The organism is Polaromonas sp., from assembly GCF_016185115.1.
Classification (GTDB): domain Bacteria; phylum Pseudomonadota; class Gammaproteobacteria; order Burkholderiales; family Burkholderiaceae_C; genus Polaromonas.
This window is the reverse complement of record NZ_JACPOF010000017.1, coordinates 428,310-446,042: the sequence shown is the minus strand read 5'-3', so window position 1 is coordinate 446,042 and position 17,733 is coordinate 428,310. Positions and strand designations below refer to the sequence as shown.

The 17,733-nt window shown below is 59.2% G+C and carries 18 protein-coding genes; 11 read left to right on the top strand and 7 right to left on the bottom strand.

The window, feature by feature from the left end:
• Positions 1 to 13: 13 nt before the first annotated feature.
• Positions 14 to 277, bottom strand: coding sequence for a DUF1653 domain-containing protein (locus HYX42_RS12270; RefSeq protein ID WP_293403323.1), 264 nt, complete (start codon positions 275 to 277; stop codon positions 14 to 16).
• A gap of 326 nt (positions 278 to 603) precedes the next feature.
• Here HYX42_RS12270 and HYX42_RS12265 point away from each other — a divergent pair, with 326 nt between their 5' ends.
• Positions 604 to 1,857 (top strand): RsmB/NOP family class I SAM-dependent RNA methyltransferase, encoded by a 1,254-nt coding sequence (locus HYX42_RS12265; RefSeq protein WP_293403321.1) that lies wholly within the window; start codon positions 604 to 606, stop codon positions 1,855 to 1,857.
• A 190-nt stretch (positions 1,858 to 2,047) separates the two neighbouring features.
• On the top strand, positions 2,048 to 3,247 hold the full coding sequence (locus HYX42_RS12260; protein ID WP_293403319.1) for an acyl-CoA desaturase: 1,200 nt from the start codon (positions 2,048 to 2,050) through the stop codon (positions 3,245 to 3,247).
• Between the two features lie 311 nt (positions 3,248 to 3,558).
• Here the strand turns inward: HYX42_RS12260 and rpmG are convergent, their stop codons facing one another.
• The 3 genes from rpmG to trxB form a co-directional block, all read right to left on the bottom strand.
• Entirely contained in the window at positions 3,559 to 3,726 is a 168-nt protein-coding gene (gene rpmG, locus HYX42_RS12255) for a 50S ribosomal protein L33 (RefSeq protein ID WP_007863188.1), read from the bottom strand.
• An 11-nt stretch (positions 3,727 to 3,737) separates the two neighbouring features.
• Positions 3,738 to 3,971, bottom strand: a complete 234-nt coding sequence (rpmB, locus tag HYX42_RS12250) for a 50S ribosomal protein L28 (protein WP_293403299.1) — start codon at positions 3,969 to 3,971, stop codon at positions 3,738 to 3,740.
• A gap of 162 nt (positions 3,972 to 4,133) precedes the next feature.
• On the bottom strand, positions 4,134 to 5,078 hold the full coding sequence (gene trxB / locus HYX42_RS12245; protein ID WP_293403297.1) for a thioredoxin-disulfide reductase: 945 nt from the start codon (positions 5,076 to 5,078) through the stop codon (positions 4,134 to 4,136).
• A gap of 147 nt (positions 5,079 to 5,225) precedes the next feature.
• Here trxB and HYX42_RS12240 point away from each other — a divergent pair, with 147 nt between their 5' ends.
• The 9 genes from HYX42_RS12240 (at position 5,226) to HYX42_RS12200 (ending at position 14,633) form a co-directional block, all read left to right on the top strand.
• Positions 5,226 to 5,903 (top strand): Crp/Fnr family transcriptional regulator, encoded by a 678-nt coding sequence (locus HYX42_RS12240; RefSeq protein ID WP_293403294.1) that lies wholly within the window; start codon positions 5,226 to 5,228, stop codon positions 5,901 to 5,903.
• 87 nt (positions 5,904 to 5,990) lie between these two features.
• Positions 5,991 to 8,336 (top strand): DNA translocase FtsK, encoded by a 2,346-nt coding sequence (locus HYX42_RS12235; protein ID WP_293403292.1) that lies wholly within the window; start codon positions 5,991 to 5,993, stop codon positions 8,334 to 8,336.
• A 39-nt stretch (positions 8,337 to 8,375) separates the two neighbouring features.
• On the top strand, positions 8,376 to 9,050 hold the full coding sequence (gene lolA, locus HYX42_RS12230; RefSeq protein ID WP_293403290.1) for an outer membrane lipoprotein chaperone LolA: 675 nt from the start codon (positions 8,376 to 8,378) through the stop codon (positions 9,048 to 9,050).
• A gap of 44 nt (positions 9,051 to 9,094) precedes the next feature.
• Positions 9,095 to 10,465, top strand: coding sequence for a replication-associated recombination protein A (locus HYX42_RS12225; RefSeq protein WP_293403288.1), 1,371 nt, complete (start codon positions 9,095 to 9,097; stop codon positions 10,463 to 10,465).
• Positions 10,466 to 10,688: 223 nt separating this feature from the next.
• Complete coding sequence (locus HYX42_RS12220) at positions 10,689 to 11,618, top strand: branched-chain amino acid ABC transporter permease (protein WP_293403286.1); 930 nt, start codon at positions 10,689 to 10,691, stop codon at positions 11,616 to 11,618.
• 9 nt (positions 11,619 to 11,627) lie between these two features.
• Positions 11,628 to 12,740: an ABC transporter ATP-binding protein gene (locus HYX42_RS12215; protein ID WP_293403284.1), complete on the top strand. Its 1,113-nt coding sequence runs from the start codon at positions 11,628 to 11,630 to the stop codon at positions 12,738 to 12,740.
• 10 nt (positions 12,741 to 12,750) lie between these two features.
• Positions 12,751 to 13,518, top strand: coding sequence for an ABC transporter ATP-binding protein (locus HYX42_RS12210; protein ID WP_293403282.1), 768 nt, complete (start codon positions 12,751 to 12,753; stop codon positions 13,516 to 13,518).
• 24 nt (positions 13,519 to 13,542) lie between these two features.
• Positions 13,543 to 14,259, top strand: coding sequence for an ABC transporter ATP-binding protein (locus HYX42_RS12205; protein ID WP_293403280.1), 717 nt, complete (start codon positions 13,543 to 13,545; stop codon positions 14,257 to 14,259).
• Between the two features lie 23 nt (positions 14,260 to 14,282).
• Positions 14,283 to 14,633: a VOC family protein gene (locus HYX42_RS12200; protein ID WP_293403278.1), complete on the top strand. Its 351-nt coding sequence runs from the start codon at positions 14,283 to 14,285 to the stop codon at positions 14,631 to 14,633.
• Positions 14,634 to 15,014: 381 nt separating this feature from the next.
• Here the strand turns inward: HYX42_RS12200 and HYX42_RS12195 are convergent, their stop codons facing one another.
• The 3 genes from HYX42_RS12195 to HYX42_RS12185 all read right to left on the bottom strand — a co-directional run bounded on the left by HYX42_RS12195 (position 15,015) and on the right by HYX42_RS12185 (position 17,697).
• Positions 15,015 to 16,001, bottom strand: coding sequence for a tripartite tricarboxylate transporter substrate binding protein (locus tag HYX42_RS12195; protein ID WP_293403276.1), 987 nt, complete (start codon positions 15,999 to 16,001; stop codon positions 15,015 to 15,017).
• Positions 15,998 to 16,627, bottom strand: coding sequence for a nuclear transport factor 2 family protein (locus tag HYX42_RS12190; protein ID WP_293403274.1), 630 nt, complete (start codon positions 16,625 to 16,627; stop codon positions 15,998 to 16,000). The genes HYX42_RS12195 and HYX42_RS12190 overlap by 4 nt, the downstream gene beginning before the upstream one ends.
• Positions 16,628 to 16,776: 149 nt before the next feature.
• The gene (locus tag HYX42_RS12185) at positions 16,777 to 17,697 is read right to left on the bottom strand and encodes a LysR substrate-binding domain-containing protein (protein ID WP_293403272.1); all 921 of its coding nucleotides are present in this window, start codon (positions 17,695 to 17,697) and stop codon (positions 16,777 to 16,779) included.
• Between the last annotated feature and the right edge of the window lie 36 nt (positions 17,698 to 17,733).

Below are 17,733 nucleotides of genomic sequence, written 5' to 3'. Positions count from 1 at the left end.
TCGACGACGTCGCTTATTTGATGGGTGTCGCGTCATCAACCTTGGTGAACCGTGGCTGCTGCACGCCTTCAATCACAACCTCCTCATTGAACATCGCCGCTGGTCGCACCCACAAGCCATGCTCCCCGTAAAGCGCTCGGTAAAGCGTCATGGGCTCCAGACTTTCGCTGTGGCGCACGGTGCCGACCACGTCGTAGAGCATGCCCTTGTAGTGGCGGTAACGGCCCAGTGGCGTTTCGATGAGCGGCGGAAAATTCTCTGGCGTTGTGTCGGACATGCTTGCGGTGTAAGGGTAAAGGGCTGGGAGAAGAGTAGGGGTGGGACAATAAGGAACTTGTCCGTGGGTAATTTGGGGTCGCGTTGCGACGCAATCGGGATGAGTTGGCTGCCAATATCACGCCGCATGGGCTCATGCCCATGCAAGGGATTTGGTAGTCAAATCGCCCGATTTCGTCACAACCCGCAGGGCAAATGGGTTTTCGGGCGATCTGCGTTGTTGCAAAATCAGGCAAGGCATCAGTCTTGCCTTGGATTTTGCGCCTGGCAGCTCATCACGAAAACCCATTTGCGCGGCCCCAAATTACCCACGGACAAGTTCCCTCTATGCATCCTAAAGCCTTACTCGACAGTTGTTCCGAGCTTCTCAAGCAGGTCCTCAAATTTGACCACCCGGCAGACATGGTGCTTTCGCGCTATTTCCGCGAGTTTCGCCTCGGGCCGCGTGAGCGCGCAACGGTTGCCGAAACCATATACGATGTATTGCGCAAGAAAAACCTCTATACCTACCTCGCCCAGCACGGTAGCGGCCCGCCCGAGCGCCGGCTGGCGATCCTGGGTTTTGCTGCAGACCGCGACTTCCTGCTGGCTGCACTGACCGACCAGGAAATCGACTGGTTAAAAAGGTGTGACCAGGTCAAACCGGCCGATTTGATGGAACTCCATCGCCACAACCTGCCGGCATGGCTGGTCGAGCCGCTCAAGGAGCAGCTCGGCGACGACTTCTGGCCGCTGGTCGAAAGTCTCAATGCCCCAGCCGGGCTTGATATGCGCGTGAACACGCTGAAAGACAAGCGTGCCGACATCCAGAAGGAGCTGACCAGGGCATCACTCAAGACCGTGGCCACGCCTTATTCGCCCTGGGGCCTGCGCCTGGCCGACAAGTCCCAACTGGGCAAACTTGATGCCTTCACGCGCGGCGCCATCGAGGTGCAGGACGAAGGCTCGCAGTTGCTGGCCTTGCTGGTTGATGCGAAGCGCGGCGAGATGGTGGTTGATTTTTGCGCCGGTGCAGGCGGCAAAACCCTGGCCCTGGGCGCCATGATGCGCAACACCGGCCGCCTGTATGCCTTTGACACCTCGGGTCACCGGCTGGATGCGCTCAAACCGCGGCTGGCGCGCAGCGGTTTGTCGAACGTGCATCCGGTGGCGATTGCGCATGAGCGCGATGACCGCATCAAGCGCCTGGCCGGCAAGATCGACCGGGTTCTGGTCGATGCGCCCTGTTCGGGACTCGGAACGCTCAGGCGCAACCCTGACCTGAAATGGCGGCAGAACCCCAAGGCGATTGAAGAGCTGGTTGCCAAACAAACCGCGATTTTGCAAAGCGCCGCGCGCCTGCTGAAACCGGGCGGCCGGCTGGTCTACGCGACCTGCAGCGTGCTGAGGCAGGAAAACGAGGCGATTGCGGAGGCCTTTGGCGCTGCAAATAAAGAATTCACGCCTCTTGAAACCGGATCTTTATTGACTCACCTTGGGGTGGAGCATGCCGAAACGCTTGTGAGCGGCCCGCATTTGCGCCTGTGGCCGCATCTTCACCATACCGATGGTTTCTTTGCGGCAGTTTGGGAAAAAGCATGATCATCGGCCAATAAGCCGGAACAAGTTCTCAAATGCGCTGATTTGAAGTGTTTCGGGAACCTGACTCCCTCTGAAGGTCAGATGAAAAGCTTTGTTTTCGGGGGGCTTCCGTTTAGAATAAGGGGCTGCCCGGATCGCCCGAACAGCGGCCATTTTTGGCTGCATTTTCCGGATTGTTTAAAGGACATACATGTTTGTTTTTGACGCCGCCATTGACTGGCTGGCCCACGGACTTCTCGCTGCAAGCTGGTGGCAAATTGTGTTGTACACCTTGGTGACCACACACATCACCATTGCCAGCGTGACGATTTACCTGCATCGCCACCAGGCGCACCGCGCCATGGACCTGCACGCCATTCCGTCGCATTTTTTCCGTTTCTGGCTGTGGCTTGGCACCGGTCAGGTGACCAAAGAGTGGGTGTCCATTCACCGCAAGCACCACGCCAAATGCGAAACCATTGAAGACCCGCACAGCCCGCAGGCCCACGGCATCAAGAAGGTGTTCTGGGAAGGTGCCGAACTTTATCGCGCCGAAAGCAAAAACAAGGAAACCATGGTCAAGTACGGCCACGGCACCCCTAACGACTGGCTTGAACGCAACCTGTATACCCGCTACAGCTGGCAGGGCGTTGGCCTGATGATGATCATCGACCTGGCCCTGTTCGGCGTTGCCGGCCTGGCCGTGTGGGCCGTGCAGATGGCCTGGATTCCCGTGACGGCAGCCGGCATCATCAACGGTATCGGCCACTACTGGGGCTATCGCAACTTCGAGGCGCCTGACGCCAGCACCAATATTTCGCCCTGGGGCATCATGATTGGCGGCGAAGAGTTGCACAACAACCATCACACCTATCCAACATCGGCCAAGTTCTCTGTAAAACCTTACGAGTTCGACATCGGCTGGATCTACATCCGTGCGCTTGAGCGCGTGGGCCTGGCCAGCGTCAAGAAGGTGCCGCCCAAGCTGCAACTGGGTTCCATCCAGCCTGTGGCCGACGAGAAAACCCTTGAAGCCCTGATCGCCCACCGTTATGAAGTGATGGCTGGTTTCGCGCGCGAACTGCGCCGTGCTGGCCGTGCCGAAGTTGAACTGCTGCGGGCAAAAAAAGCGGACATTTCTGTCTTGCGCGTCGCCAACCGCTGGCTGCATCGTGACGACGACAAGGTGCCTGCCACGGCCAGGACGCAGATTGCCCAGGCCAGGGCTGAACACCCTGTGCTGGACAAGATGGTCACCATGCGTGAAGAGCTGCGCCAGATGTGGCTGAGCACCAATGCATCGCGTGAGCAACTGGCTGCTGACCTGCAGGCCTGGTGCCACCGTGCTGAGGAAAGCGGTATTTCCGCCCTGCGCGAGTTCTCGATGAAGCTGCGCGCTGCCCGCGCCTGATCACCTCCCTGGCGCAAGCCAGACAAAACTGACCGCCGGCGGAAACGCCAGGCGGTTTTTTTACGCCGGTCTTCGCTGCAAGCGGCCGCGACTGACCATGCCGGCAACCATGTATGAATCTCCCTGCCGCAGCACTGAGAAAGTATCGACAGGCTGCTGCAGAGGTCGTGCGCTGCGGTTTGGCCGGAACTGCCAAAGGCGAGGGCGATTCGGCAGTGCTTGCCTGAAACACGAATCATGCAGACATAAAAAAACCGCTGTGATAACAGCGGTTTTTGTCGCAGCAAACGCTGCGTGGAGAGCAGGCCGAATTACTTCAGCTTGATTTCCTTGTATTCCACGTGCTTGCGTGCTTTTGGATCAAATTTCATGATCAGCATTTTGTCGGGCGTGGTCTTCTTGTTTTTGGTGGTCGTGTAGAAGTGACCGGTGCCGGCGGTTGATTCCAGCTTGATTTTTTCGCGTGCGCCTTTAGCCATGTCGGTTCTCCTTAGACTTCACCGCGGGCACGAAGGTCCACCAGGACGGCATCGATGCCTTTTTTGTCGATCAAACGAAGACCGGCGCTGGTGATGCGCAGGCGCACCCAGCGGTTCTCGGACTCGACCCAGAAACGGCGGTATTGCAGGTTAGGCATAAACCGGCGTTTCGTTTTGTTGTTGGCGTGGGAAACGTTGTTTCCTACCATCGGGCCTTTGCCCGTAACCTGACAGACGCGTGCCATGAGCACTCTCCGTAAAAAATTGAAATCGGATGCGAAAACCAAAATCGTTTAGACGTTCTGGAATTCAGCTTAGCCAATGATTATAGCCTGAAAAAGGATTTCGTCCAAATCCTGTTGCCCGAAGGCAAGCATGGGTCGGTAATTGGCAGAAAACGTCGCTTTTCAGTCGTTTTGCTCAAGGAAGCGCTGGGCATCGAGGGCCGCCATGCAGCCGGTGCCTGCGCTGGTGATGGCCTGGCGGTAAATATGGTCCTGCACGTCGCCCGCCGCAAAAATGCCCGGCACGCTGGTCATGGTCGCAAAACCCTGCAGGCCGGTTTTGGTGATGATGTAGCCGTCCTTCATCTCCAGCTGGCCGCTGAAGATGTCGGTATTGGGCTGATGGCCGATGGCGATAAAACAGCCCTTGAGGGTGATGTCCTGCTTCGTGTCGTTCAGCGTGCTTTTGAGGCGAACACCGGTGACGCCGCCTTGGTCGCCCAGCACTTCTTCCAGCGTGTTGTGCACCTTGAGGACGATTTTCCCGGCTGCCACCTTCTCGTTGAGCTTGTCGACCAGGATGGCTTCCGCCTTGAATTTGTCGCGGCGATGAACCAGGTAAACCTTGCTGGCAATGTTTGACAGATACAGGGCTTCTTCAACAGCGGTGTTGCCGCCGCCCACCACGCAGACCTCCTGTTCCCGGTAGAAAAAACCGTCGCAAGTCGCACACCCTGAGACGCCGCGGCCCATAAAAGCGGTTTCAGAATCAAGCCCCAGGTATTTGGCCGATGCGCCGGTGGCAATGATGAGCGAGTCGCAGGTGTAAGTGCCGCTGTCGCCGGTCAGGGTGAAGGGGCGCTTGCTGAAATCGACCTTGTTGATGTGGTCAAAAATGATTTCTGTCTTGAAACGCTCTGCATGCTCGAGAAAGCGCTGCATCAGGTCTGGCCCCTGTACGCCGTGTACGTCGGCGGGCCAGTTGTCGACCTCTGTTGTGGTCATCAGCTGGCCGCCCTGCGCGATGCCGGTGATGAGCACCGGGTTCAGGTTGGCGCGCGCGGCATAGACGGCGGCGGTGTAGCCAGCAGGGCCGGAGCCGAGAATCAGGACTTTAGAATGTTTCATTGTGAAAAGTGATTTTGCGATACAGGCAACTCAGTTAAAGTCGCGATATTGGGGAAGCTGAACCCAGCATGCAATCCTGGCATTAAAAATGCAATTGTATGAAGACGCTTTAGTCCTGTCGTCGGTGAGGTCGGAGGAAATTCAAATATGTCTACGATGGTGTCCAACCTGGAACTGATTCGCCGGGTTCCCCTGTTTTCCATGCTGACTGCCGCCCAGGCTGAATCGGTGTCCGAGGCAGTGATCAAATCCCGCTTCAAGCGGGGTGAGGCTATCGTCGAGCAGGGCAAAAAGTCCAACGCCCTGTCCATCATCCTGACCGGCCGTGCCCGCGTCATCACCACAGATGCACGCGGCCGGGAAGTCATTCTTGCCACGATGCAGCCCGGCGATTATGTCGGCGAAATGAGCCTGATAGACAACGAACCCCATTCCGCCACCGTGCGCGCAGAAGTCCAGACCGATGTGCTGGTGCTGGGCCGGCAGGAGTTTGCCCGCTGCCTGCCTGAAAATTCGTCCATGGCCTATGCCGTGATGAAGGGCCTGGTTCAGCGCCTGCGCCACGCAGACCGCAAGATCGAATCGCTGGCCTTGATGGACGTGTACGGACGCGTTGCCCGTGCGCTGCTTGAATTTGCCGTTGTTGACTCCGAAGGTAATGCGATCATCCGCGACAAGGTGTCCCGCCAGGATCTGGCCAAAATGGTCGGCGCCTCGCGCGAGATGGTCAGCCGTGTGATGAAAGACCTTGAAGAGCGCGGTTTTATCGAAACCCGCAGCGACGGCTCCATGCTGGTCAAGGAACGCCTGAATTCCCTCGGTTAGCCCTTACGGCTGTTCGCCTGACCGCTGCGGCAGCCTGCCTGCCGTTTTCGGACCTTTTACCCGACTGCGGTAAGCTCTGAAAAGTACATGACCTACTCTCTCGACACCCTGAATTCCCGAAATGCCCAGGCCGCAGGCGCGCCTGCTGGCGTCAAGCGGTTTGCCCATGAGGTTGCCCTGATTCTTGGCCTGCTGGGCCTGGTTTTCTGGCTGGCGGCCCTGCTCAGCTATTCACCGCAGGATGCCGCCTGGTCCACCTCTGGCAGCGGGCAGGCCACCGGCTTGCTGCCAGCGGCGGCACGCAATTGGGGTGGTCGCCTTGGTGCATGGCTGGCCGATGCCAGTTATTTTCTTCTCGGCTTCTCGGTCTGGTGGATGCTTGCCGCTGGTGCCCGCGTCTGGCTGGCCTCACTGGCGCGCTGGCTGCGGGGTGAATCGCGTGCCGAATCTTCCGGCCTGCACACGAGCCGCCTGAAGTTCTGGTTGTCGCTGCTGCTGCTGCTGGCTGCCAGTGCCGGACTGGAGTGGTCGCGGCTCTACCGTTTTGAAGGCCGGCTGCCTGATCAGGCGGGCGGCGCCCTGGGTTATCTGGTTGGCAGTGCCGGCATGAAGTGGATGGGTTTTGCCGGTTCGGGCCTGGTGCTGATTGCGCTGGGTGTGATTGCCGTGTCCGTGGTGTTCAGTTTTTCCTGGGCGCACGCGGCCCAGGGCATTGGCGAGTGGATTTACAACCTCATCGACTCGCGCCGTGAAAAACGCGAGATTGCAGAAGATCTTGCTCTCGGCAAACTCGCCGCGCGTGAGCGTGAAGAGACCCTTGTCGATGAGCGCATAGAAATTGAAGAACACCACCCTGTGCCTGTGCTGATTGAGCCCACGCTGGTCGACATTCCCAAAAGCGAACGTGTCGCCAAAGAGCGCCAGAAGCCGCTGTTCAGCGAGATGCCGGACTCCAAACTCCCGCAGGTCGATCTGCTCGACGGTGCAGTGGGCCGCCAGGAAAGCGTAGCGCCCGAGACGCTTGAGATGACCTCGCGCCTCATCGAGAAAAAGCTCAAGGACTTTGGCGTTGAAGTGCGCGTGGTTGCTGCAGCGCCAGGCCCGGTCATCACGCGTTATGAAATCGAACCCGCCACAGGCGTCAAGGGTTCGCAGGTCGTCAACCTTGCCAAAGACCTGGCGCGTGCGCTCAGCCTGGTGTCTATACGCGTGATTGAAACCATTCCCGGCAAGAACTTCATGGCGCTAGAGCTGCCCAACGCCAAGCGCCAGTCCATCAAGCTCAGTGAAATTCTGGGTTCGCAGGTGTACAACGAAGCCCGCTCGCTGCTTACGATTGGCCTGGGCAAGGACATCGGCGGCAATGCCGTGGTGGCTGACCTCGCCAAGATGCCGCACTGCCTGGTTGCCGGCACCACTGGTTCAGGCAAGTCGGTCGGTATCAACGCGATGATCCTGAGCCTGCTTTACAAGGCCGATGCACGTGATGTGCGCCTGCTGCTCATCGACCCCAAGATGCTGGAAATGAGCGTCTATGAAGGCATTCCGCATTTGCTGGCCCCCGTCGTCACCGACATGCGTCAGGCCGCGCACGGTTTGAACTGGTGCGTGATGGAGATGGAAAAGCGCTACAAGCTCATGAGCAAGCTTGGCGTGCGCAACCTGGCCGGCTATAACGCCAAGATTGAAGAAGCCAAAGACCGCGGCGAATTTCTTTACAACCCTTTCAGCCTGACGCCCGACCAGCCCGAGCCGCTGGAGCGCCTGCCCTACATCGTGGTGGTCATTGATGAGTTGGCCGACCTGATGATGGTGGTCGGCAAAAAGATTGAAGAGCTGATTGCGCGTCTTGCACAAAAGGCGCGTGCTGCCGGCATCCATCTGGTGCTGGCCACTCAGCGCCCCAGCGTTGATGTGATCACCGGCCTGATCAAGGCGAATATTCCTACCCGCCTGTCCTTCCAGGTGTCGAGCAAGATCGACAGCCGCACCATTCTGGACCAGATGGGCGCCGAGGCTTTGTTAGGCATGGGTGACATGCTTTACATGCCGAGTGGTACAGGCTTTCCAATCCGGGTGCATGGTGCGTTTGTGAGTGACGACGAAGTTCATCGCGTGGTGGCTTACCTCAAGTCCCAGGGCGAACCCAACTACATCGACGGCGTGCTGGAAGGCGGTACCGTGGACGGGGAGGGCGGCGACCTGGGTGGGGACCTGAGCGAAGCCGGTGGCGACAAAGACCCCATGTACGACCAGGCCGTAGAGGTGGTGCTGAAAAACCGCAAGGCCTCGATTTCGCTGGTGCAGCGTCACCTGAAGATTGGTTATAACCGCTCGGCGCGCATGCTGGAAGAGATGGAGAAAGCCGGCCTGATCAGTGCCATGTCGGGCAGTGGTCAGCGTGAAATTCTGGTGCCCGCACGGGCTGAATGACGACAGGCAAATCGACAGGCTGGCCCCAAACTTGTTCTCATGATTACAAAAGCCATTTCTTCATCTTCTCGTCTACTGGCCGTCGCTTCTTTGGCCTTGGCTTGTGTTGCCGCGCATGCGCAGACTTCGGGGCTGGACAGTCTTGAAAATTTCGTCAAAAACACAAAGAGTGGCCGCGCCGCGTTCACACAGGTCGTGACCAGCCCCGCCAAAGACGGCGCAGCGCCCAAAACAAAAACCTCCAGTGGCACGTTTGAATTTCTGCGGCCCAACCGCTTCAGGTTTGTCTACACCAGGCCGTTTGAACAAAGCATTGTGTCTGACGGCCAGACGCTGTGGCTGCATGACATGGACCTGAACCAGGTGACCTCGCGCAAACTCGCGCAGGCGCTGAACGGTACGCCCGCAGCAGTGATCGCAACGGCGTCTGACCTTAAAGGCCTGCAGGCTGATTTCAATCTGAAAGCGTTGCCTGAAAAGTCAGGTTTGCAGTGGGTTGAAGCCACCCCCAAGGGCAAGGACGGCCAGTTGCAGAGCATCACCGTCGGTCTCAAGCCCACAGACAAGGGCAGTGAACTGGCCGCACTTGAAATCCTCGACAGCTTTGGCCAGAAGTCGGTGATGACCTTCAACCAGTTTGAAGTCAACCCCACGCTGGCGCCTGCCAGCTTCCAGTTCAAGCCGCCTGCCGGTGCGGCCGTGATCCGCCAGTAAACGAAGCGCTTGCCGGCCTCTTGAGCGGGTTAAGCTTGGACACCATGACGGCAACCCGATCCACCAGCAACAAAAAAAACACGCCTGCGATTCCGCTGGCGGAGCGGCTGCGCCCGCAAACACTTGGTGAAGTCATAGGTCAGCAGCACCTGCTCGGCGAAGGCATGCCGCTGCGCATCGCGTTCGAGTCCGGCCAGCCGCATAGCTGCATTCTCTGGGGCCCGCCCGGCGTCGGCAAGACCACCATTGCGCGCCTCATGGCCAGCAGCTTTGATGCGCACTTCATCACCATCTCTGCGGTGCTGGGTGGTGTCAAGGAAATCCGTGAAGCGGTAGAGCAGGCCACCATCTGGCGCGGCCAGAGCGGTGACCTCGCAGATGCCGGGGGCAAGCCCACCATCGTATTTGTTGACGAGGTGCACCGTTTCAACAAAAGCCAGCAGGATGCTTTTTTGCCGCATGTTGAAAGTGGCCTGTTTACCTTTATTGGCGCAACGACAGAGAATCCGTCTTTTGAGGTGAACTCGGCTTTGCTCTCACGCGCAGCAGTTTATGTACTGCAGCCGTTGTCGGAAGACGACCTGCGCAAGATCGTCGCCGTAGCGCTTGAACGCAAGGCGCTGCAGGGCATTGAAAGCATGGAGGCCGCAGCTATCGACAGGCTGGTGGCCTATGCCGATGGCGACGCGCGCCGGCTGCTCAACACACTGGAGTCGCTGGCAGTCGCGGCAGGCAACGAAAAATCCGGCCCGATTACCGAAGTCACTGATGCCTGGCTCATGAAGGTGCTGGGCGAGCGCATGCGCCGCTACGACAAGGGCGGCGAGCAGTTCTACGACACGATCTCGGCGCTGCACAAATCCGTGCGCGGGTCAGACCCTGATGCCGCACTCTACTGGTTCATGCGCATGCTCGATGGCGGCGCCGAGCCCAAATACATGGCCCGCCGGCTGATACGCATGGCCAGCGAAGACATCGGCCTGGCCGACCCGCGCGCGCTGCGCATGGCGCTTGATGCCGCCGAAGTGTATGAACGGCTCGGCTCACCTGAAGGTGAACTGGCGCTGGCGCAGTGTGTGCTCTATCTGGCGATTGCCCCCAAATCCAATGCCGCTTATGTGGCCTTCAATGAGATCAAGGCCTTCATCAAGAATGACGGAACGCGCCCTGTGCCCATGCACCTGCGCAATGCCCCGACCAAACTCATGAAGTCGCTGGATTACGGCAAGAACTACCGTTACGCCCACAACGAGGAAGATGGTTTTGCGGCCGGTGAAAACTATTTCCCCGAAGGCATGCAGGCGCCCGAGTTTTACCGCCCGGTCAACCGCGGCCTTGAAATCCGCATTGCCGACAAGCTCAATGAGCTGAAGCAGAAAAACCGGGACAAACAGTCCGGGTCAAAAGGCGACTGAAAAAGAGTATCGACCTGTGTTTTCCACGGGTAAACCCCGCAGAAACCGGCAGGTTGGCCCGATTCTCGCTAAAGCCCCGTGGCTACAATTTGCGCATCAGCTCGCCCCCGGCTCTGTGGACAGTCTTTGGACAAGTTCCATTGCCACCAAGGCGGGCTTTTTGTTAACCTGACCTCACAATCAGGCGCGCAGAATTTTCTACAAGTCATGGGAGAGCCGTTTTATGGAAGTATTCCTGCAACAGATCATCAACGGTCTGGTTCTGGGCAGCATGTATGCCCTGATCGCTCTGGGGTACACCATGGTGTACGGCATCATCAACCTCATCAACTTCGCGCACGGCGAGGTACTGATGGTGGGCGCACTGACCAGCTGGACCATCATCGGCCTGATGCGCGAGTCCATGCCCAATGCCCCTGGCTGGCTGATCCTGCTGATTGCCTTGCTGATTGCCTGCGTAGTTTGCGCTGCGCTGAATTTTGCGATTGAAAAAATCGCCTACCGCCCACTGCGCAACTCCCCCAAACTGGCACCGCTGATCACCGCCATCGGCATGTCGCTGCTGCTGCAGACACTTGCCATGATCATCTGGAAGCCCAATTACAAACCCTACCCGACACTGCTGCCGGCCGACCCCATCCATGTAGGTGGCGCGGTCATCACCGTGACGCAGATTTTCATTCTTGGCGCCACGGCGGTCTCGCTGTCCATCCTGATGTGGCTGGTGCATTACACAAAACTGGGCAGGGCCATGCGCGCTACCGCAGAGAACCCGCGCGTTGCCGCACTCATGGGTGTCAAACCGGACACGGTTATCTCGGCCACCTTCATCATCGGCGCCGTGCTGGCCGCACTGGCCGGCGTGATGTATGCCTCCAATTACGGCACCGTGCAACACACCATGGGTTTTTTGCCCGGCCTCAAGGCTTTCACCGCTGCGGTGTTCGGCGGCATCGGCAACCTTGGCGGTGCGGTGCTGGGCGGCATCCTGCTCGGGCTCATCGAGTCGATAGGGGCGGGTTACATCGGCCCGCTGACAGGCGGCGTTCTGGGCAGCCAGTACTCCGATATCTTCGCGTTCATCGTGCTGATCTTCGTGCTCACCCTGAGGCCGTCAGGCCTGCTGGGCGAACGTGTGGCGGACAGGGCCTAGGAACACATCATGATGAAACCCAACAAACTCGTCACCTCCATCATCGTCGCCATCGGACTGCTGATACTGCCAGTGCTGTTGCAGCAGGGCGGCAACGCCTGGGTGCGCATTGTCGACATGGCGCTGCTTTATGTGCTGCTGGCGCTGGGCCTGAACATCGTGGTCGGTTATGCCGGCCTGCTGGATCTGGGCTACGTGGCCTTCTTTGCGGTCGGTGCCTACCTGTTTGCATTGCTCGGTTCGCCGCATCTGGCCGATGCCTTTCCGGCCATCAAGGCGGCGTTCCCCAACGGGCTGCATTTACCCATCTGGGCCATCATCCCCGCTGCGGCTGCGCTGGCGGGATTATTCGGCGTATTGCTGGGCGCACCCACGCTGAAATTGCGCGGTGATTACCTCGCCATCGTCACGCTGGGTTTTGGTGAAATCATCCGCGTCTTCCTGAACAACCTGGACCGTCCCATCAACCTGACCAATGGCCCCAAAGGCATCAGCCAGATTGATTCGATGAAGTTCTTCGGCTTTGACCTTGGCAAGACGCATGAATTTCTCGGCATCACCTTCAACTCGGTGTCCATGTATTACTACCTCTTCCTGGCGCTGGTGATCGTCTCCATCGTCATCTGCCACCGGCTTGAAAATTCGCGCATAGGTCGCGCCTGGATGGCGATTCGTGAAGACGAGATCGCCGCCAAGGCCATGGGCATCAACACCCGCAACCTCAAGCTGCTGGCCTTCGGTATGGGTGCTACTTTCGGCGGTGTGTCGGGCGCGATGTTCGCGGCCTTCCAGGGTTTTGTATCGCCCGAGTCTTTCAGTTTGATGGAGTCCATCATGATTGTTGCCATGGTGGTGCTGGGTGGCATTGGGCATTTGCCGGGCGTCATCATTGGCGCGCTGTTGCTTGCAGCCCTGCCCGAAGTATTGCGTCACGTTGCAGGTCCGCTACAGGCCATGACCGATGGGCGGCTTGATTCATCCATCCTGCGGCAGTTGCTGATCGCACTGGCGATGATTGTCATCATGCTGCTACGACCGCGCGGGCTCTGGCCTTCACCCGAGCATGGCAAGACGCGCATCAAGCCTGTTGCGCCCGTGCCTTCCAGTTCCATCAATCCATAAGGAGAATGGCATGAGCGAAACCATTCTCAAAGTCTCAGGTGTCTCCAAGCGCTTTGGTGGCCTGCAGGCCCTCAGTGATGTTGGCATCCACATCGAGCGCGGCCAGGTCTATGGCCTGATAGGCCCCAACGGCGCGGGCAAGACCACATTTTTCAATGTGCTGACGGGCCTCTACACGCCCGACAGCGGCAGCTTTGAACTGGCCGGCAAGAAGTACACACCTACGGCGGTGCATGAGGTCGCCAGGGCCGGCATTGCCCGTACCTTCCAGAACATCCGCCTCTTCGCAGAAATGACGGCGCTTGAGAACGTCATGGTGGGCCGGCACATCCGCACCAAATCCGGCTTGATGGGCGCTGTCTTGCGCACGCCTGGCTTCAAATCCGAAGAAGCGGCGATTGCCAAACGCGCACATGAGTTGCTGGACTATGTAGGCATAGCCAAATACGCAGACTTCAAGGCCCGCACGCTGAGCTATGGCGACCAGCGCAGGCTTGAAATTGCCCGCGCACTGGCGACAGACCCGCAACTCATCGCGCTCGACGAGCCCGCCGCCGGCATGAATGCGACCGAGAAGGTGCAGCTGCGCGAACTCATAGACCAGATCCGCAAGGACAACCGCACGATCCTGCTGATCGAACATGACGTCAAGCTCGTCATGGGCCTGTGCGACCGCGTGACCGTGCTCGACTACGGCAAGCAGATTGCCGAGGGTGCGCCTGCCGATGTGCAGAAGAATGAAAAAGTGATCACCGCCTATCTGGGCACTGGTCACTGAGCGCCATTGGAAAGAAACAACAACATGGCAAACACACTTCTCAAGATCAGCGGCCTGAAGGTCGCGTACGGCGGCATCCAGGCTGTCAAGGGCGTTGACCTGCATGTCAACGAGGGTGAACTCGTCACGCTGATCGGCTCCAACGGCGCAGGCAAGACCACCACCATGAAGGCCATCACCGGCACGCTGCCCATGGTCGATGGCGACATTGAGTACCTCGGCAAAAGCATACGCGGCAAGGGCGCGTGGGATCTGGTCAAGGCGGGCCTGGCCATGGTGCCCGAAGGCCGAGGCGTGTTCACGCGCATGACCATCACCGAGAACCTGCAGATGGGCGCCTACATCCGCAGTGACAAGGCGGGCATTGCCGAAGATATAGAAAAGATGTTCACCATCTTCCCCCGCCTGAAAGAGCGCAAGGACCAGCTCGCCGGCACCATGAGCGGCGGCGAGCAGCAGATGCTGGCCATGGGCCGCGCGCTGATGAGCCGCCCCAAGGTGCTGATGCTCGACGAACCGTCGATGGGCCTGTCGCCCATCATGGTTGACAAGATTTTTGAGGTGGTGCGTGATGTGTATGCGCGCGGCGTCACCGTGCTGCTGGTCGAGCAGAACGCCAGCCGTGCGCTGGGCATTGCCGACCGCGGTTATGTGATGGAGTCGGGCATCGTCACCATGAATGGCGATGCGAAGAAGCTGCTGGATGACCCGCGTGTGCGGGCTGCTTATCTGGGTGAATAAATCCTGGATCGCAGGAGCGCAGCATGCCAGCCCACAACAAGATCAACTACGTCGAATACCCGGCCCGTGACCTCGATGCGACCAAACTGTTTTTTCAAACCGCGTTTGGCTGGGCCTTCGATGACTATGGCCCTGACTACATCGCCTTTTCAGGGCAGGGCCTGGATGGCGGGTTCTTCAGGTCAGAGCTGACTGCAAGCACGGACAAGGGCAGCGCGCTGATTGTTTTTTATAGCGACCGTCTTGAAGAGACTTTGGCGAGTGTTGTCGCTGCGGGCGGCAAGGTCGTGAAGCCCATCTTCGCGTTTCCGGGCGGTCGCAGGTTCCACTTCACCGAGCCCAGCGGGAACGAGTTTGCGGTTTGGTCGGAATAGAGGGTCATCCGGTCGCTTCAAGCCCAGCGGTGATGGTACGGATTGCTGGATTCACTGGAATTGCTATTAAATTCGTAGCTACTCACGTGCATATCTATTGGCCTACAGCCATATTTGGCACCTAAAACAGGCCTTTTTGACCTGCTTTTCGGCTATTTCAAGCCATACAAATTGAAAAATGGGCCGCTCAGGCGCATTTTTTAACATCCACGTTAAATTTTTGCCGTGGGCGTTAAAAAAATGCGGATTGCCGTTCATCGCTTGTCATTGCGGACCTGATCCGCAATCCATGCTCAACGAAGCGGGGATGGATCCGGGATCAAGTCCGGGATGACGCGGGATGATTCAGGGGTCAGCGGCAATCCCGCATCTCAACGTCCGTCAATCCAGCGTGATCCCGGCGTCCTTGATCACCTTGGTCCACTTGGTGTACTCGGCCTTCACGAAGCGCGCTGTTTCAGCGGGTGGTACCCAGGGTTTCGGATCGAACCCGCCGGCGGCCAGCTCCTTGCGCATGTCTTCATCAGCCAGTGAGGCTTCCATGGCTTTGTTCAAACGCGCAATGGCCTCAGGCGGTGTTTTCGATGGCGCGAAAAGGCCAAACCAGGTGGTCATCTCCAGCGCAGGAAAGCCGGATTCGCGGGCGGTCGGGATGGTGTTCAGCGTGGCGTCGCGTTTCGGGCCTGTCACAAACAGGGCGTTGACCTGCTTGCTTTCGATAAAGCGGCGCGCTGACGGCAGCGAGTCGATGTAGATGTCGACGCGCCCGCCCAGCAGATCGATGTAGACTGGCTGCGCGCCCTGGTAGGGCACGTTGGTCATGTTGACGCCGGCTTCCTTCAGAAACGCCGCTGCCAGCACCTGCTGGCCGGTGCCGGCGCCGATGTTGGCGAGGTTCAGCTTGCCGGGGTTGGCCTTGGCATATTTGACGATGGACGCCAGGTCGGTCAAACCCAGATCCTTGCGGGTCACCATCACATACGGGCTTTCGGCTGCGATGCCGATGGCGGTGAAATCGGCGAGCGGGTCGTAGGGCAGTTTTTTGTACAGCGCCGCGTTGAACACCATGTTGGCCAGGCCGCCCATGGCCAGGGTGTAGCCGTCGGGTGGCGCCTGCAGGACGGCCATGGTGCCGACCAGCGAGCCCGCGCCTGGGCGGTTGACCACCACAATGCTCTGGCCGAGGTTTTTGGTCATGGCCTTTTCAAGGCGGCGGGCTACCAGGTCATAGCCGCCGCCGGCGGTGGTGCCGACGATCAGCGTGACGGCTTTGGTCGGGTAGGCCTGCGCCATCGACGACGACGCCATGCCCAGGCCAAGACCTGTGCTCATGCACACGGCAGCCAGTGTCGAAATGATTTTTTTCATGATTTGTCTCCTTCAAGCCAGGCTCTGCCTTTGGCGTAGATTGCTTGTTCTTCGTCGCTGTAAGTGGCTGGAATGCCCAGGGTGATGCTGTGGCCCTCGGATGCCTGCACATAGGCCAGATGGCGAAAGCCCAGCGGGTATTTCGCAAGTTCGGTGGGGTCGAGGCTGACAGAGCCGGCCGGGTCTACGGTGCGCAGAAAGTCCTTGTCGTACACCGGCTCACGCGACTGTATGCGCCACTGGCCATCATCGCACTTGAGCAGGCAGTCGATGAAGCGGCCGTACACGGTGATGTCGACCAGCTGGCCGTGCACTTCGCTGCGCAGCAGCAGCGTGATGCGCGATTCAGCCGTGGCGCGCCTGCCCTTGACGTAGCTGGTGGTGCCGCCAATGACGTGCATGCCGCCGCGGTCCTTGGGTTGCCGCTTGCGGCCCTGGATGCTGGCCTCCAGGAAACCTGCGGCCGGACCGTTGTACCAGGTGGTCACCATGGTGGCGTCCGGTGTGTAGCAGTTGCGCAGCCGCTCCCAGTCGCCGGTATCGCGCCAGTTGCCCCAGTTTTGCGTCAGTTGCGCAATCTGGAACTGGTCCAGCAGTTCGTCCATGCTCACGGAATGTTGTGTCAAGACTTGTCTCCTTCAGTCGCGCTTGTCGTTGTTGGGGAAGGCAAATCGCCTGTCCGTATGCCACTGTAGGGACTGGGGGCGTATCCGTGAAGATGGCAGTTTGATGCGACCCATGCCTGCGAGGCATGTGTGGGGCGCATACGAAAAGCCTATATGGCTGGCGGGGGATAGCGCTTGAGCATGGGCACCGCCGCGCGGCGGATCATGTCGCAGAAGTACTCCGCTGCCGGCGTGGGCGGCACGGCGGCGCGGTAGATCAGCGCGATGGCGGGAGCGCTGAGTATCTGTTCGACTTCAATCACGGTCAGCAGGTCCCTGAACATGGGCAGGTCGGCCCATGTGCGCGAGCTGATCACGATGGCGTCACTGCTCGTCAGTGCGGTGATCAGCGTCATGCTGGAGCCCACGCGCATCGACAACCGGGGGGGCGGCAGGCCTTGCGCTTCAAAGATGGCGCCGAATTCAAGTTCGGCCTTGTCGGTGATGGAGGTAGTGAGCCAGTTCGCATCGACCAGTTCGGCCAGCGACCTTGCGCCGGCCAACGGGTGGCCCTTGCGCGCCAGCACCACACGTGAGGGCTGAAAGAGTTTCTCGACCCGCAGGTCTGGCGGTATGTTGACGTCAGGCACCGGGCCCACATAGGCGTCAATGCTGCCTTCGCGCAACCGGCTTTCGACCTGCGGGTAGACACCCTCGATCAGGTGCAGCTTGACCAGCGGGTAGCGCTTCTGGAAAGGGGTGAGTGATTCGCCCAGCAGGGTGAGGTGGCTGACGCCCGAGATGCAGACGGTCACATCGCCATGCACCTCGCCCTGCATCTGGCTGATTTCTGCGCGGCCTTTTTCAAGCTCGCCCATCGCCATGCGTGCACGGCGTGCGAACACGATGCCCATCTGCGTCAGGGCCGCGCCGCGCGCATGGCGTTCAAACAGCGGTGCACCCAGCTCTTTTTCAAGCTCGCGAATGCTGCGGCTCAGCGAAGGCTGGGCAATGCCCAGGTGCTTGGCGGCGGCGCTGATGCTTTCTTTCTCGACGATGGCGAGAAAGTCGCGCAGGTGGTGGAGCTTCATGGTGGCCTGTTCTTCACCGCGCCATGCTGCCTGCGC